The following is a 15,775-nucleotide window of genomic DNA, read 5'->3' as shown; positions in this document are numbered from 1 at the left end:
GTTGCAGCGAACCCTTGAATTCCCTCCCCCGCGTGCGGGGGAGGGTTAGGGTGGGGGCGGAAGTCGCGGTGCTGCCCTATGCGGCAAGGCCCCCATCCCGGCCTTCGCCCGCACGCGGGGGGAAGGAGACAAGCTGAGAAAAACTAAGGAGCCGATTCCGCGACTCGCGCACCGATCGTGGCCTTGGCCGTTGCCGGCTCCGGCGCTTCCTGGGGCGCGACCTTGGCGCCAGGGCGGGCGCGCTGCAGGCCGCTGACGACCACCCGCTCACCCGGTTTCAGGCCGGCACGGACCACGCGCTGCTCGTCCTGGGTGGCACCGAGCTCCACCGCGCGGTACTCGACGGTGTCGTCCTTGCCGACCACCAGCACGTAGCGGCGATCCTGATCGGTGGCGATTGCCGAGTCCGGGACCAGGGTCGCCTGGTAGTGCTCGCTGCCGGGCAGGCGCACGCGGGCGAACAGGCCGGGCGTGAAGCGGCGGTCCTTGTTGTCCATCAGCGCGCGCACGTGGATCGTGCCGGTCTGCGGATCCAGCGCGTTGTCCAGGAAGTTGAGCTTGCCCTGGTGCGGGTAGCCGTCCTCGTTGGCCAGGCCGACGAACACCGGGCCGGCGGTGGAGCCCTGGCTCGAGCCGCCGCCGAAGCCGGCGCCGGCGACGCGGCTCTGGTACTTCAGGAAGCTTTGCTCGTCACCGTCGAAGGACACGTAGATCGGATCCAGCGACACCACCGAGGTCAGCACATTGCTGCCGGCGGTGACGTAGTTGCCGGCGGTGACCACCGCGCGCGACACGCGGCCGGCGATCGGCGACGTCACCTGGGTGAATTCCAGGTTGAGCCTGGCGGCGTCGACGGCGGCCTGGGCGGAGCTGATGTCGGACAAAGCCTGGCTGTTCTGGCTGACGCGCTGGTCGCGCTCTTCCTGGCTGATCGCACGCGCAGCGAGCAGCTTCTCGGCGCGCTGCGACTCGCTCAGCGCCAGTGCGGCCTGCGACTTGATCCGCGCCAGCTCGCTCTGCGCGCGCTGCAGCTCGATCTTGTAAGGACGCTGGTCGATCACGAACAGCACCTCGCCCTTCTTCACTTCCTTGCCCTCGACGAAGCGCACCTCGTCGATATAGCCGGAGACGCGCGGGCGCAGCTCGACTTTGTCCACCGCCTCGAAGCGGCCGGTGAAGTCGTCGAAGTCGGTGATGTCGCCGACGTTGGCGGTGGCGACGGTGACCGCCGGAGCCGGCGGCGGCGGGATCGGCTGCTTGGACTCGGCGCGGCTGCAGGCGGCAGCGGCGAGCGAGGCAAACAGAACGCCGGCAACCGCGAGGCCGACGTGTTCGTTGAGGAATCGGTTCATTGGCGTATATCCCTTTCAGCGTGGAACTGGCAGAAGTACGCTGCTGCCGGCGCCACCAATACCTTCTAAACTGCCGCCTGGCCGATGGTTTTTGACGCCGGCCCTGAGCTAGTAGAGAATGCCCTGGTGTGTTACCGGTAAGTAACGTAGTGCTATAGTTACTGACCGGTAACACCCCTGTCAAGAGGTATACGCGATGAAAGTGGAAGCCAAGAGAATCGAGAACACGGAAACCGGCGGTGGCGCCGAAGCGGCGCCTTGCGCCGGCGCCAAGACCCGTGTCCGTGACCGCATCTTCGAGACCGCCTGCGACCTGTTCTACAAGCAGGGCATCCGCGGCGTCGGCGTCGATGCGATCGCCAGCGAGGCCGGCACCAACAAGATGAGCTTCTACCGAAGCTTTCCGTCCAAGGACGAGCTGGTCGCCGAATACGTGCGCGACGCCGCCCGCCAGTTCATGCAGTGGTGGGACGAAGTCGTCGCGCCTTACCCGAACGACCCGCGCCGCCAGGCCGAGGCGCTGTTCGAAGCCACCGTCAACAAGCCGGTGGAACAGTGCGACCGCGGTTGCGCGATGGCCAACGTGATGGTCGAGATCCAGGAAGAGGATCACGCGGCGCTGGTGGTCGTGCGCGCGCACAAGGCCGAGATCCGCGAGCGCCTGCGCAAGCTGGCGGCCGACATGGGCGCGCGCAATCCCGACAAGCTCGGCGATTCGCTGATGCTGGTGATGGGCGGCAGCTTCCAGGCGCGGATGATCTTTCCGCAGGGTTCGAGCAGCCCGGTCGACGTCGCCGGCTGCTGCGCCAAGGTGCTGATCGAGGCGCACCTGGGCAACAACGGCGCCTGTTCGGGCTAAAGCCCCGCTTTCGACGTGGAGACCGCGCGCAGTCGTCGGTCTCTACGTCGCCACCGCGCTCGGCTGGCTGTTGCGGGCCGACAGGGTGCAGCCGACTCTGGCCGCTCTGCTGGGTGTCGCGGTGATCCTGCTCGGCGCGGCAATCATCATGTTCGCGGCTGTAACCCAATTGCAGGAGCGGGCTTGCCCGCGACTGAAGACTGACAGTCGCGGGCAAGCCCGCTCCTACACATTCGCGTCTTAAATGACGCTGAGCTTCACGTCGATATTGCCGCGGGTCGCGTTCGAATACGGGCAGACCTGATGCGCCTTTTCGACCAGCGCGGTGGCTTCTTCCTTGGCCAGGCCGGGCAGCGACACCGCCAGCGACACTTCCAGCCCGAAGCCGCCCTCGCTGCGCGGGCCGATGCCGACCGTCGCCTGCACCGTGGTTTCCGCCGGCACTTTGGGGCCGCCCTGCGAGGCAACGAACTTCATCGCGCCGAGGAAGCAGGCCGAGTAGCCGGCCGCGAACAGCTGTTCCGGGTTATTGCCGGCACCGCCGGCACCGCCGAGTTCCTTGGGCGTGGCGAGCTTGACCGAGAGGCTGCCGTCGTCGGTGGCGGACTGGCCGTCGCGGCCGCCGTTGGCGGTGGCGCTGGTGCGATACAGGACGTTGGTTGACATGGTGGACTCCTTGTTCGGGGTTTTGGTGGGTGCTGCGTAGTACGTGGGGCAGACATTATTCGCAATTCAATTGCGTGCAAAGTAATTATTTGGAATAAACAGCACCTCTTTTATCGCTATTTGATTGTTGGCAATTGAATTGCGAACATGGCGTGGCCATCTTTCAGGCTGCCTTTCCTCGCTGGAGCCATGTCATGGCCAAGAAAAAAGCCGCCGCCGTGCCGGAGTCGCTGCGGCTCGCCAACCAGATCTGCTTCGCGGTGTATTCCACCGAGCTGGCGTTCAACGGCATCTACAAGCCGCTGCTGGACGTGATCGGCCTGACCTATCCGCAATACCTGGCGATGATGGTGCTGTGGGAGCGCGACGACGTCGCGGTGAAGGACATCGGCGCCTTGTTGCATCTGGATTCCGGAACCTTGACGCCGCTGCTGAAGCGTCTGGAGAGCGCTGGCCTGGTGCGGCGCACGCGCAATCCCGAGGACGAGCGCCAGGTGCGCATCACCTTGAGCGATGCCGGACGCGCGCTGCAGAAGAAAGCCGAGGCCGTGCCGATCGGCGTCGCCGGTGCCTGTGCGATCCCGTGGGACGAGATGGCCGCGATCCGCGACCAGTTGCTGGCGCTGCGCGACCGGCTCAATGCAGCGGCCGCTGCGCGCCGTATCAGCTAGGCTGCGCGCGATGAAATCCCGACTCTCGCTATGTCATCGCCCGGCGCTGATCGCCATCGCGCTGCTCTCGGCCGCACCGGTGCGCGCGCAAAGCCCCGGTATGCGCGTCGAAACCCACAAGCTCAATGAAACCGTGAATCACACCGCCACAGGCAGCTTCGAGGTCAAGCTGACGCCGCAGGCCCTGGAAGACGCCGTCGCCGATCCGCTGCTGTCGCGGCTGCTGATCGCCAAGCAGTTTCATGGCGATCTCGAGGCGAGCAGCAAGGGCCAGATGCTCAGTGCCGGCACCGCCGAGAAAGGCTCGGCCGGCTATGTCGCGATCGAAAAAGTCAGCGGCACCCTTGACGGAAAAAGCGGCAGTTTCGTGCTGCAGCACAGCGGCACGATGGACAGGGGCGAGCCGGAGCTGAGCGTCAGTGTGGTACCGGATTCCGGCACCGACGAACTCGCCGGCATCAGCGGCACGATGAGCATCGACGTCAGCGGTGGCGCTCACGCCTACACCTTCAGATACAAGCTGCCGCTGAAGCGCTAGCTAGCGATCGTGCTTGTCGCGCTGGCCGGTGCTGCCCTGGTGTGCGCCGTTCATCACGTCTTCGCGGTGCGGGTCGTTCACCGGCGCGCCATCGCGACGCTTCAGGTCGGGTTTGCTGGTTTTCTCTGCGGTTTTTCCGCTGTTTTGTGTGGTTTTCATATCGTCTCCTGACGGTGCATCGTGTCTCGCAGGCCTAAAGCATCGCGCGCTGCGACGGGCTGCCGGATGAATGCCGCCGTGTTCCAATGACCGCTGCCTGTTGACCGGGGAACAGCATGCTCAGCCGCGACGATCTGGACCTGCTCGACGCGATCCGCAGCGCCGGCAGTTTGTCGCGTGCGGCGGCGAAACTCGGCAAGGCGCCGTCGACGATTTCATATGCGGCGAGGCAACTGGAGGCGCGCTTCGACGCGTTGCTGTTCGACCGGCGTCGCTATCGCATGGCGCTGACCCCGGCCGGCGCCCTGCTCGCCGAAGAGGCGGCGCGTATCGGCGCCGATGCCGAGCGCCTGGAGCGTCGTGTGCGCCAGATCGCCGGCGGCTGGGAAGAGCAGTTGCGCATTCACGTCGACGAGATCCTGGACTTCGCGCCGCTACGCGAAATCATCCCGGCCTTCGACGCGCTGGGCTCGAACGTCGCACTGCGTTTCGGTTATGAGGTGTTGAACGGCACCTGGGAGGCATTGGCCGATGGCCGCGCCGACCTGGTGATCGGCTCGACCAACGAGGCGCCGACCATCGCCGGCCTGCAATGGAAGGAACTCGGCGTGATCGACTGGGTGTTCGCGGTCGCGCGGCGTCATCCGCTGGCGAAGATCAATACACCGCTGACGCGCGAGCAGCGGCTGGCGTATCGCGCGGTCGTGGTCGCCGACACCTCGCGCGCCTCCGCAGGCAAACGCAGCTACGGCATCCAGGGCGGGCAGCCGGTGCTGGCGATGCCGTCGATGCGCGACAAGATCGAGGCGCAGTGTGCCGGCCTCGGCGTCGGCTGGCTGCCGCGCAAACGCGTCGCCGCGCTGCTGGAATCGGGGCAACTGGTCGAGAAAGCCACCGAAGATCCGCGCGAAGCGAACACGCTGTACGTCGCCTGGGTCGGCCGCTCCGGCGAACAGCGTGCGCTGCGCTGGTGGCTGGAGCAGCTGGATCAGCCGCGCCTGCGTGAGCGGCTGCTGCACGGACTCCCGTTGTAGGAGCGGATCCTATCCGCGACCGGGGCTGCGACGGCGCAGTCGCGGATAGGATCCGCTCCTACAGGTTCCGCCTGATCGTACGTCAACGATCGATCGTCACCATGCCCGAAGGCGCATAACGCGCCCCGACCACCGGCGCTTCCCACAGCACGCCCTGCAGTCTTTCCATCTGCGCATCGCCGAGTTTCAGCGAGCAGGCAGCGGCGTTCTCGTCGAGCCGCGACACGCTGCGCGTGCCCGGGATCGGCACGATGTCCGGCGCGCTGTGCAGCAACCAGGCGAGCGCGACCTGCGCCGGCGTCGCGTCGCATTGCCGCGCGACTTCGCGGACCACGTCGACCAGCTTCATGTTCGCGGCGAACGCGCCGTTGACGAAGCGCGGACTCTCGCGACGATAGTCGTCCGCCGCCAGATCCTCGATGCTGCTGATCGCGCCGGTCAGAAAGCCGCGGCCCAGCGGGCTGTAGGGCACCACGCCGATGCCGAGCTTCTGGCAGACCGGCAGCGCATCGCGGTCGAGGTCGCGCGTCCACAGCGAGTACTCGCTCTGCAGCGCGCTGATCGGATGCACCGCGTGCGCACGCTTGATGGTCTTGCCCGAGGCCTCCGACAGGCCGAGGTAGCGAATCTTGCCGGCCTTCACCAGCTCGGCCATCGCGCCGACGGTGTCCTCGATCGGCACGGCCGGATCGACGCGATGCTGATAATACAGATCGATGTGATCGACACCCAGCCGCTGCAAGCTGGCGTCGCAGGCCTGCCGCACGTATTCGGGGCGACCGCTGAGCGAGCGCTCGCCGTCGGCGCCGCGACGGATGCCGAACTTGGTCGCCAGCACCACCTCGCTGCGCCGCGTCGCCAGCACCTGGCTGAGCAGGCGCTCGTTGGCGCCGACGCCGTACATGTCGGCGGTATCGAGAAAATTGACGCCGATGTCGATCGCGTGATGCAGCACTTTCAGGTTGCTGGCCTCGTCGGCCGGGCCGTAGAAGTCCGACATGCCCATGCAGCCGAGACCGATGGCAGACACCTGCAGGCCCTGCTGGCCGAGACGGCGACGGGGAATGGGTGGGCTCATTGCTTGCTCCTGGCGTGAATGCAGCCTCGGCCGTGGCCGGCTGCGGTAGCACCAGGGTAGGAGTGCAGGTGACTTGGCCGTTAGAACATTGCTGCGCGGTTCTTGCCCGATCCTGCTGTGCTGCCGGGGAACCCGATACAGCGCGCCGGGGTCGGCTTAGTATCGTGCAGACTCTTCAATCGAGCAGAAAACCGTGCTGAAGCCGATAAAAAGCCCGTTCTTCGACGCCAGCTCGGCGGCCATGCCGACCGACGCGCGGCACAAGGAGCTCAGCGACCGGGTTGCCCGATTGGCGATCCAGGAGGGTGTCAACGAAACCGGCTTCGGCGCGCTGGCGATGATGCGCGGCAGCCGGCCGTCGATCGCGATGCCGGTGGTGTATCAGCCCAGCGTCTGCATCGTCGTGCAGGGCCGCAAGCGCGCACTGCTCGGCGAAGAGGTTTTCCACTACGACCCGCTGAACTATCTGGTGGTGTCGGTGACCCTGCCGGTGGTCGGCCAGATACTCGAGGCCACGCCCGAGCATCCCTACCTGTGCATCCGCCTGCAGCTCGACGTCGAGGAGATCGGCCGCATGCTGCTGGAACTCAGGCAGCGCCCGGCGCTGGCGTCGTCGGCGGACCGCGGCCTGTTCGTGGCGCGGGTCAACGAGTCGCTGCTCGACGCAGTGCTGCGCCTGGTGCGGCTGCTCGACACGCCGGCCGATCTGCCGGTACTCGGGCCGATCGCGCTGCGCGAAATCTACTATCGCCTGCTCACCGGCGAACTCGGCCATCGCCTGATGGACCTGGCCGAAGGCGGCGGCAACACGCATCGCATCGGGCGCGCGATCGACTGGCTCAAGCAGCACTACGCCGCGCCGCTGCGCATCGAGGATCTGGCCAGCGCGGTGCACATGAGCCCGTCGGCGCTGCATCACCGCTTCAAGGCCGTGTCGGGCCTGTCGCCGCTGCAGTTCCAGAAGCAGCTGCGCCTGCACGAGGCGCGACGGCTGATGTTCGCCGACGGCCTGGAATGCGCCGCGGCGGCTCACAGGGTCGGCTACGAAAGCCCTTCGCAATTCAGCCGCGAATACCGCCGCCTGTTCGGCGCGCCGCCGCGGCAGGAGATCGCGAAGTTGAAGGAGGCGGGGCAGGCGGCCTGAGCTGATCGCCGCATCTGTAGGAGCGGATCCTATCCGCGACTCAGGCTGCGAAGGCAAAGTCGCGGATAGGATCCGCTCCTACAGGTGCAGCCTCAGACCTTCAGCCGATAGCCCACGCCCGGCTCCGTCAACAAATACCGCGGCGCCGCCGCATCGTCCCCGAGCTTGTGCCGCAACTGCCCGACGTACACGCGCAGATACTGCGTGTCGTCCTCGTGCACCTTGCCCCAGACGTCGCGCAGGATCTGCGGCTGCGTGACGACGCGGCCGGCATGCTTGGCCAGTACCGCGAGGATCGCGTATTCCTTGCGCGACAGTTTCAGCTCGACACCGGCCAGCGTCACGCGGCGCAAGCTCAGATCGATCTTCAGCTCGCCGCTTTCGACGATCGGCTGCGCGCCGCTGGCCAGCAGCCGGTGCCGCAGCGCCGCGCGGATGCGCGCCAGCAATTCGCCGGTGCCGAAAGGCTTGGTCAGGTAGTCGTCGGCACCAGCGTCGAGCGCGCGCACCTTGCCGGCCTCGTCGTCGCGCACCGACAGCACGATGATCGGCAGGCTCGAAGACTCGCGCACCTGCGGAATCAGCTCCAGGCCGTCGCCGTCGGGCAGGCCGAGGTCCAGGATCATCAGGTCGGGCTTGTCGGCGCGCAGCGCGCTGCGGGCTTCGGCCAGGCTCGCCGCTTCGAATACCTGCATGCCTTCGGCCGACAGGCTGACGCGCAGAAAGCGCCGGATCTGCGGCTCGTCGTCGACGATCAGTACGCGCAGCGATTCATTCATCGCCTATCACCGGCACCGCCTCGCGCGGCAGACTGATTTCGATGACGGTGCCGCCATTGCCGTCGAGCGGCGACAGCGCGCGGATGCTGCCGCCGTGGGCCTGCAGGATGCCGCGACAGATCGCCAGCCCCAGGCCGGTCCCGGGCGCGGTGTGATCCTGCGACTGCACGCGGTAGAACATGTCGAAGATTTTCTCGCGGTCGCCGGCCGGAACGCCGGGGCCATGATCGCGCACTCGCAGCTGCAGTGACGAAAGGCGCGCGCTCAGCTCGATTTCGATCGCCGATTCCGGCGGCGAATATTTGCCGGCGTTGTCGATCACGTTGACCAGCACCTGCTCGATCAGCAGCGCATCCACATGCGCCAGCGGCAGATCCGGCGCTGCCGTGATCACGACGTCGCGCCTGGCCAGCTCGCGACGCAGCCGCCGGCGGGCGCGGCCGAGCAGCTCCAGCAGATCGCACCATTCGCGACGCGGTTCCAGCTGGCCGTAGCCGAGGCGCGTCATGTCGAGCAGGTTCTGCACGAACCGGTTCAGCCGCTCGGCTTCCTCGATGATGGTTTCGACGAGCTCTTCGCGGCCCGCCGCGGGCAGCACCTCGTGCTGCGCCTGCAGGCTGCTGGCTGCGCCGAGAATCGACGACAGCGGCGTGCGCAGATCATGCGACACCGAGGACAGCAGCGCCGAGCGTAGCGCCTCGCCCTGGTTGTGGACGCGCTGGTCCTCGATTTGTGTCGCCAGTAGTACGCGCTCGATGGCGACGGCGGCCTGGTCCGAAATCGCATCGAGCAGACGACGCTGCCCGGCCGACAGCGGCCGCCCGCGCTCATGCAGGTGCAGGCCGAGCAAGCCGACCACGCGCTGCGCGGTTGCCATCGGCACGAACAGCCACTGCGAGTTCGGCAGGGTTTGCGTCGAGTAGCCCGCGGCCTGACGGTGTTCCCAGCTCCACGCGGCGGCCGCGCGATCCGATTCACGGAACTGATAGTCCGGGCTGATGCCGCGGCGCAGGCCGGGCATCAGCGCCTCGGTCGGCGAATCGAGCACGCAGGCGCAGGGAACGTCGAGCGTGGCGTGCACGTGTTCGACGGCGGCGGCGCCGACCTCGTCGCGGCCCAGGGCGCCGGCGACGCGGCGCGCGAACTCATTGAGATTCGCGTTGCGCCTGGCGGTCTTGCGCAGCGCTTCCATCTGGCTGCGCAGCTGGCCACCGAGCCGGCCCATCAGTACCGCGACGATCAGGAACACGACCAGCGTGACAATGTCCTGATGGCGGGTCATCGACAGCGTGTAGCGGGGCTCGGTGAAAAAGAAGTTGAAGCATGCGGCGCCGATGAAGCTCGCCGCGATCGCGGGCCGCGGACCGGCGCGCACCGCGCTGATCAGCACCGCGAGCAGGTACATCACCGCAAAATTATCCAGGCCGAGCAAGGGATCGAAGATCAGGCCGATCACGGTTGCCACGGCGGGCAGGCCCACCGCCATCGCGGTATCGCGCCAGGTCCATCGCGTGCGCGGACTCGGCTCGGCTGCAGCCGCGGCTTTCGGGCGTTCGCCGGGAATCAGCGTGATTTCGAAGCCGCTGGCGACGCGTAGCAGCTCGCTGGCAACCGAGCGCCGGCGCAAGCGGCTCCACAGCGGCCGCTGCGCGCGGCCGAGCACGATCTGCGTGACGTTGCGATTGCGTGCGTAAGCCAGCACCTCCGCGGCGACATGCTCGCCCGGAATCGTCACCGCTTCGCCGCCGAGCGATTCGGCGAGGCGCAGTGTTTCGGCAACCCGATCCTTCTCCGCGTCCGGCAGGCGATTGGCTCGTGAATCGATCACATGCACCGCAATCCAGTCGACGCCGCGCAGATCGGCGAGACGCGCCGCCGTACGGATCAGGCTGCGGCCGACACTGTCGCCGCCGACGCAGACCAGCAGGCGGTCGCGCGTCGGCCACGGGCCCTGCACCTGGTGACGGCGCATGTACGCGAGCATCTGCTGATCGACGCGCTCGGCGGCGGCGCGCATCGCCAGTTCGCGCAGCGCCGTCAGATTGCCGCGCGAAAAAAAGCTGTCGCGTGCGCGCAGTGCCTGTTCGCCGAGATACACCTTGCCGGCTTCGAGCCGCTGGATCAGCTCGTCGGGCGGCAGATCGACCAGCTCGATCTGGTCGGCGCGTTCCAGCACCGTGTCCGGCAGCGTCTCGCGCACGCGCACGCCGGTGATGCGCAGGATCACGTCGTTGAGACTCTCCAGATGCTGCACGTTCAACGTGGTCAGCACGTCGATGCCGGCGGCGAGCACGTCGTCGACGTCCTGCCAGCGTTTCACGTGACGGCTACCGGCGAGGTTGGTGTGTGCCAGTTCGTCGATCAGCGCGAGGCGCGGACGGCGCGCGATCAGCGCGTCGATATCGAGCTCTTCGAAGCTGCGATCGCGATAGGCGATGCGCTTTCTCGGCAGCACTTCCAGGCCGGCCAGCTGTGCCTCGGTTTCGGCGCGGCCATGCGTCTCGACGATGCCGACGACAACGTCGATGCCGGCCGCCTTCGCCGCGTGCGCGGCGCGCAGCATGTCGTAAGTCTTGCCGACGCCGGGCGAGGCGCCGAGAAACACCTTGAGCCGGCCGCGGCCTTCCCGGCGCGCTTCGTCCAGCAGCGCTTCCGGCGAGGGGCGACGGTCATCGGACTCGTTCATGGCGGCCATTGTAGGTTGGGGTGAGCGCAGCCATCCCAACAGTGGGGACCGCTGCGCTCACCCAAGCTAAGGAACCTCTGATCAAGTCCTGCACGCGGCCGCGCAGGACTTGATCAGAGGTTCCCTAAGGCTGCAGCGCGTCGAGCGCGAGATTCAGTTCCAGCACGTTGACGCGCGGCTCGCCGAGGAAGCCGAACTGGCGTCCCTGGGTGTGCGCGTCGACCAGCGCCGCGACGCGTTCGGCCGGCAGCTTGCGGGCGGCTGCGACGCTGTTGATCTGATAGCGCGCGGCGGCCGGCGACAGGTGCGGATCGAGCCCACTGGCCGAGGCCATCACCAGATCCGCCGGCACGGCCTGGCTGTCGTGCTTCACGCCGGCGACGCGTGCGGCGACCGCGTCGTTGTTGCTGCTGGTGGCGACACCGAAATTGGAGCCGCTGGAACTGCTGGCGTCGTAGCCGTTGGTGCCGGCTGCGGAAGGACGCGGGTGGAAGTAGCCGGCGCCGGTAAAGCTCTGCGCGATCAGGGACGAGCCGACCACCTTGCCGTCCTGCTCGATCAGGCTGCTGTTGGCCTGGGCGGGAAAAACCGCCTGCGCCACTGCGGTGACGATCAGTGGATACGCGACGCCGGTGATCAGCGACATCAGCAGCAGGAATCCGGTGACTTGGCGTAATGAGGTCAACATGGCGATTTCCTTAGACGAAGCCGAGCGCGTTGATGGCCAGATCGATCAGCTTGATGCCGATGAAGGGTGCGACGATGCCGCCCAGACCATAGATGCCGAGGTTGCGTGCGAGCAGTTGCGAGGCGCCAGCGGGTTTGTAATCCACGCCGCGCAGCGCCAGCGGAATCAGCGCGACGATGATCAGCGCGTTGAAGATCACCGCCGACAGCACCGCGCTGCCGGGCGTCTGCAACTGCATGATGTTCAGCGCTTGCAGCGCCGGATACGCGGTCACGAACATGGCCGGCACGATCGCGAAATACTTGGCGACGTCGTTGGCGATCGAGAACGTGGTCAGCGAGCCGCGCGAGATCAGCATCTGCTTGCCGACGAGCACCACGTCGATCAGCTTGGTCGGATCGCTGTCGAGATCGATCAGGTTGGCCGCTTCGCGCGCCGCCGACGTTCCGGAGTTCATCGCGACACCGACGTCGGCCTGCGCGAGCGCCGGTGCATCGTTGCTGCCGTCGCCGCACATCGCGACCAGGCGGCCGTCGGCTTGCGCCTTGCGGATCAGCTCTAGCTTGTTCTCTGGCGTGGCCTCGGCGAGGTAGTCGTCGACGCCGGCTTCGGCCGCAATGGCCGCCGCCGTCAGCGGGTTGTCGCCGGTGATCATCACCGTGCGGATGCCCATCTGGCGCAGTTCGTCGAAGCGCGCCTTGATGCCCGGCTTGACCACGTCGGACAAGGCGATGATGCCGAGAATCGTCTTGCCGTTGGGGCCCTGGCGCGACACCGCGAGCGGCGTACCGCCGCCGCGCGCGATTTTCTCGACGATGCGCGTGGTTTCGGCATCGGCGCTGACGCCGCTGTCCCTGAGTACGGTGTCGACGGCGCCTTTGCGTACCGCGGCGCCGTCGTGAAGATCGGCGCCGGACAGGCGCGTCGAAGCGGAGAACTCGATGTAGCGCGCGATCTGCGCGGCATCGGCTTCTGCGAGCTTCTGCGTGCGGATCAGCTCGACGATGGATTTGCCTTCCGGCGTCTCGTCCGCGAGCGATGCGTACAGCGCGGCTTCCGCAAGTTGTTCGCGCGTCGCATCGCCGACCGGGATCAGGTGCGTCGCACGGCGATTGCCGAACGTGATCGTGCCGGTCTTGTCGATCAGCAAGGTGTCGACGTCGCCGGCGGCTTCGACCGCGCGGCCGGATTTGGCGACGACGTTGCGCTTGACCAGGCGATCCATGCCGGCGATGCCGATGGCCGACAGCAGGCCGCCGATCGTGGTCGGAATCAGCGTGACCAGCAGTGCCGCGAGCAGCGGCACCGACAGCGTGATCTTCGCGTACGAAGCCCAGGCCGGCAGCGTTGCGACCACCAGCAGGAAGATCATCGACAGGCCGATCAGCAGCACGGTCAGCGCGATCTCGTTCGGCGTCTTCTGGCGCTGCGCGCCTTCGACGAGTGCGATCATGCGATCGAGAAAACTCTCGCCCGGATCGGCGCCGATGCGCACCACGATCTGGTCCGACACGACGCGCGTGCCGCCGGTGACATTGCTGCGGTCGGAGCCGGATTCGCGAATCACCGGCGCCGATTCGCCGGTGATCGCGGATTCGTCGACGGACGCAATGCCTTCGACGACTTCGCCGTCGCCGGGAATCAGCTGGCCGGCCTCGACCAGCACCAGATCGTTCTTGCGCAGGCTGCGGCTGGAGACTTTCTGGATCTTGCGATCGGTCAGCGAGGCGATCACCTGTGCCTCGGTCTCGGACTGGGCGGCGCGCAATGCGTCGGCGCGCGCCTTGCCGCGGCCTTCGGCCAGCGCCTCGGCGAAGTTCGCGAAGATCACGGTGAACCACAGCCACAGCGCGATCTGCAGGTTCAGGCCGAGGGCGCCGGCCGCGCTGTTGAACGAGGCGAGCGTCGACACGGCGGCGACGACCGCGGTCATGAACATCACCGGGTTGCGGAACAGATGGCGCGGGTCGAGCTTGGTGAAGGCTTCGAGGATCGCGGGGCGGATCAGCTCCGCTGACAACAGCGGCGCGTCCTTGGATTTTGTTTCGGTGACGGTGGCGTTCATTTCGGTGACCTTGATGTCGGAACCTGTAGGAGCGGGCTTGCCCGCGACTCGACCTTGAAGAGCACAGTCGCGGGCAAGCCCGCTCCTACAGTTGCGGTAGGAGATCGTTCAGTACTGCTGGCCGGCCAGCGTCGAGAAGTGCTCGGCGACCGGCCCGAGTGCGAGTGTCGGGAAGTAGGTCAGCGCGCCGACGATGACGATCACGCCGATCAGCAGCGCGACGAACAGCGCGCCGTGCGTCGGGAACGTGCCGGCCGATGCGGGCACCCGTTTCTTGGCGGCGAGCGAGCCGGCGATGGCCAGGATCGGAATGATCGGTCCGTAGCGGCCGATCCAGATGGCGATCGCCAGCATCACGTCGTGGAATGGCGCGTTGGCCGTCAGGCCCGCAAACGCAGAGCCGTTGTTCGCGGTCGCCGATGTGTAGGCGTAGAGCATTTCCGACAGGCCATGCGGCCCCGGATTCAGCAGGCCGGCGAGGCCGATCGGCAGTGCAATCGCGAACGCCCCGATCACCAGCGACCCGATCGGCATCGGCAGCAGGCCGGCGAACACCGCGAGTTTCACTTCGCGCGCCTCGATCTTCTTGCCCAGGTATTCCGGCGTGCGGCCGACCATCAGGCCGGCGACGAATACCGTCAGGATCGCGAACACCAGCATGCCGTAGAGGCCGCTGCCGACGCCGCCGAAAATCACTTCGCCGAACTTCATCATCACCATCGGCACCATGCCGCCGAGCGCGGTGAAGCTGTCGTGCATTGCGTTGACCGCGCCGCAGCTCGCGGCCGTGGTGATCACCGCGAACAGCGCGGAATTCACCGTGCCGAAGCGCACTTCCTTGCCTTCCATGTTGTGCAGCGCGGGATCGACGCCGTTGGCCACTGCGAACGGATTGCCCTGCAGTTCCGCCCAGTAGCAAAGCCCAACCGCGATGGCGAACGGAATGAACATCGCCCAGAAAATCGCCCAGGCCTGGCGCTGGTCCTCGATCATGCGGCCGAACAGGAACACCAGACCGCCGGCCAGTGCGAGGATGGACAGCATCTGCAGGAAATTAGTCAGCGGCGTCGGGTTTTCGAAAGGGTGCGCCGAGTTGGCATTGAAGAAGCCGCCGCCGTTGGTGCCGAGTATCTTGATCGCTTCCTGCGACGCCACCGGGCCGGTCGCGATGTTCTGCTGCACGCCTTCCAGCGTCGTCGCGGTCACGGATGCGTCGAAGGTCTGCGGCACGCCTTGCCACACCAGAACCAGCGCGAACACGATCGAGATCGGCAGCAGCACCCACAAAACCGAGCGCGTCATGTCGACATAGAAGTTGCCGAGCCGCTTGCTCTCGCGGCGAGCGAAGCCGCGGATCAGGGTCAGCACGACGGCGATGCCGGTCGCCGGCGACAGGAAGTTCTGCACCGTCAGCCCGCACATCTGCGAGAACACCGACATCGTCGACTCGCCGCCATACGACTGCCAGTTGGTGTTGGTGACGAAACTCACCGCCGTGTTCAGCGCCAGGTGCCAGGACAGGCCCGGCAGCGCGGCCGGGTTCATCGGCAGGCGATCCTGGAACAGCAGGATCAGCAGCAGCAGCAGAAAGCCGCCCAGGTTCACCGACAGCAGCGCCCCGAGGTACTGCTTCCAGTGCTGCTCGCGGGTTTCGTCGACGCCGCAGACACGATAGATCGCGCGCTCGACGATATTGAATCGCGCACCGCCCGGCGCGAGCGTGGCGTGCAGGTAACGCCCGACCAGCGGGCTGATCAGGATCAGCGCCGCCGCGTAGGCGGCGAGCTGAACCATGTCGGCAAACGGCATGGTCATGGTCTAGAACCTTTCTGCGTTGAGCAGTGCATAGACCAGATAAGCGAGCAGGCCGACGGCGATCACGCCGCCGCACCAGGTTTCAATCGTCATTGGAGCGGGCCTCGTATCAGAGGCGCGCAGTGTCCGGCCGGGGTGCGCTAAGGCACCATTCGAATTTGCCCGCCGGCGCGTAAAGGGCGCGTAAAAATAATCGCGGGGCGACCGCACCGAAGCGCGGCGCCGAGGTCGTACACTGCGA

16 protein-coding genes are annotated in these 15,775 nt (G+C 66.7%); 6 read left to right on the top strand and 10 right to left on the bottom strand.

Translation table 11 applies throughout. The annotated features are described in order from the left end of the window. Positions 1 to 143: 143 nt before the first annotated feature. Positions 144 to 1,352, bottom strand: a complete 1,209-nt coding sequence (locus tag ACQZF9_RS19910; RefSeq protein WP_428310709.1) for an efflux RND transporter periplasmic adaptor subunit — start codon at positions 1,350 to 1,352, stop codon at positions 144 to 146. A 196-nt stretch (positions 1,353 to 1,548) separates the two neighbouring features. On the opposite strand from ACQZF9_RS19910, the gene ACQZF9_RS19905 reads away from it, so the two are divergent. Together ACQZF9_RS19905 and ACQZF9_RS19900 are read left to right on the top strand one after the other, a co-directional pair. Further along, complete coding sequence (locus ACQZF9_RS19905; protein WP_428310708.1) at positions 1,549 to 2,211, top strand: TetR/AcrR family transcriptional regulator; 663 nt, start codon at positions 1,549 to 1,551, stop codon at positions 2,209 to 2,211. Between the two features lie 85 nt (positions 2,212 to 2,296). Then, positions 2,297 to 2,455 carry a hypothetical protein gene (locus tag ACQZF9_RS19900; protein WP_428310707.1) on the top strand — a complete coding sequence of 53 codons (159 nt, stop codon included), beginning with the start codon at positions 2,297 to 2,299 and terminating at the stop codon, positions 2,453 to 2,455. Here ACQZF9_RS19900 and ACQZF9_RS19895 read toward each other — a convergent pair. Further along, entirely contained in the window at positions 2,452 to 2,877 is a 426-nt protein-coding gene (locus ACQZF9_RS19895) for an organic hydroperoxide resistance protein (protein ID WP_428310706.1), read from the bottom strand. The two genes, ACQZF9_RS19900 and ACQZF9_RS19895, sit on opposite strands and share 4 nt — an antisense overlap. Before the next feature lie 194 nt (positions 2,878 to 3,071). Here ACQZF9_RS19895 and ACQZF9_RS19890 point away from each other — a divergent pair, with 194 nt between their 5' ends. Both ACQZF9_RS19890 and ACQZF9_RS19885 read left to right on the top strand, forming a co-directional pair. Next, on the top strand, positions 3,072 to 3,548 hold the full coding sequence (locus tag ACQZF9_RS19890) for a MarR family winged helix-turn-helix transcriptional regulator (protein ID WP_428310705.1): 477 nt from the start codon (positions 3,072 to 3,074) through the stop codon (positions 3,546 to 3,548). A gap of 10 nt (positions 3,549 to 3,558) precedes the next feature. Next, positions 3,559 to 4,086, top strand: a complete 528-nt coding sequence (locus ACQZF9_RS19885; RefSeq protein ID WP_428310704.1) for a DUF3224 domain-containing protein — start codon at positions 3,559 to 3,561, stop codon at positions 4,084 to 4,086. Here ACQZF9_RS19885 and ACQZF9_RS19880 read toward each other — a convergent pair whose 3' ends face one another. Continuing rightward, entirely contained in the window at positions 4,087 to 4,245 is a 159-nt protein-coding gene (locus tag ACQZF9_RS19880; protein WP_428310703.1) for a hypothetical protein, read from the bottom strand. A gap of 116 nt (positions 4,246 to 4,361) precedes the next feature. Here ACQZF9_RS19880 and ACQZF9_RS19875 point away from each other — a divergent pair, with 116 nt between their 5' ends. Continuing rightward, on the top strand, positions 4,362 to 5,279 hold the full coding sequence (locus ACQZF9_RS19875; protein WP_428310702.1) for a LysR family transcriptional regulator: 918 nt from the start codon (positions 4,362 to 4,364) through the stop codon (positions 5,277 to 5,279). A gap of 82 nt (positions 5,280 to 5,361) precedes the next feature. On the opposite strand, the gene ACQZF9_RS19870 is transcribed toward ACQZF9_RS19875, so the two are convergent. Continuing rightward, positions 5,362 to 6,357 carry an aldo/keto reductase gene (locus tag ACQZF9_RS19870; protein WP_428310701.1) on the bottom strand — a complete coding sequence of 332 codons (996 nt, stop codon included), beginning with the start codon at positions 6,355 to 6,357 and terminating at the stop codon, positions 5,362 to 5,364. A gap of 241 nt (positions 6,358 to 6,598) precedes the next feature. Here ACQZF9_RS19870 and ACQZF9_RS19865 point away from each other — a divergent pair, with 241 nt between their 5' ends. Continuing rightward, positions 6,599 to 7,501: an AraC family transcriptional regulator gene (locus ACQZF9_RS19865; protein ID WP_428313463.1), complete on the top strand. Its 903-nt coding sequence runs from the start codon at positions 6,599 to 6,601 to the stop codon at positions 7,499 to 7,501. Positions 7,502 to 7,593: 92 nt separating this feature from the next. Here ACQZF9_RS19865 and ACQZF9_RS19860 read toward each other — a convergent pair whose 3' ends face one another. The 6 genes from ACQZF9_RS19860 to kdpF form a co-directional block, all read right to left on the bottom strand. Beyond that, positions 7,594 to 8,280 (bottom strand): response regulator, encoded by a 687-nt coding sequence (locus ACQZF9_RS19860; protein ID WP_428310700.1) that lies wholly within the window; start codon positions 8,278 to 8,280, stop codon positions 7,594 to 7,596. Next, complete coding sequence (locus tag ACQZF9_RS19855; protein ID WP_428310699.1) at positions 8,273 to 10,966, bottom strand: DUF4118 domain-containing protein; 2,694 nt, start codon at positions 10,964 to 10,966, stop codon at positions 8,273 to 8,275. The genes ACQZF9_RS19860 and ACQZF9_RS19855 overlap by 8 nt, the downstream gene beginning before the upstream one ends. 124 nt (positions 10,967 to 11,090) lie before the next feature. Then, on the bottom strand, positions 11,091 to 11,654 hold the full coding sequence (gene kdpC, locus ACQZF9_RS19850; protein ID WP_428310698.1) for a potassium-transporting ATPase subunit KdpC: 564 nt from the start codon (positions 11,652 to 11,654) through the stop codon (positions 11,091 to 11,093). 10 nt (positions 11,655 to 11,664) lie between these two features. Then, positions 11,665 to 13,719: a potassium-transporting ATPase subunit KdpB gene (kdpB, locus tag ACQZF9_RS19845; RefSeq protein WP_428310697.1), complete on the bottom strand. Its 2,055-nt coding sequence runs from the start codon at positions 13,717 to 13,719 to the stop codon at positions 11,665 to 11,667. Between the two features lie 108 nt (positions 13,720 to 13,827). Beyond that, a complete protein-coding gene (gene kdpA / locus ACQZF9_RS19840; protein ID WP_428313462.1) occupies positions 13,828 to 15,528 on the bottom strand; it encodes a potassium-transporting ATPase subunit KdpA in 1,701 nt (566 codons plus the stop codon). Positions 15,529 to 15,537: 9 nt separating this feature from the next. Beyond that, on the bottom strand, positions 15,538 to 15,627 hold the full coding sequence (gene kdpF / locus ACQZF9_RS19835) for a K(+)-transporting ATPase subunit F (protein WP_428310696.1): 90 nt from the start codon (positions 15,625 to 15,627) through the stop codon (positions 15,538 to 15,540). Between the last annotated feature and the right edge of the window lie 148 nt (positions 15,628 to 15,775).

Source organism: Hydrocarboniphaga sp., assembly GCF_965279055.1.
In the GTDB taxonomy this organism is placed as follows: Bacteria; Pseudomonadota; Gammaproteobacteria; order Nevskiales; family Nevskiaceae; genus Hydrocarboniphaga.
This window is presented reverse-complemented; position numbering and strand designations above follow the sequence as displayed.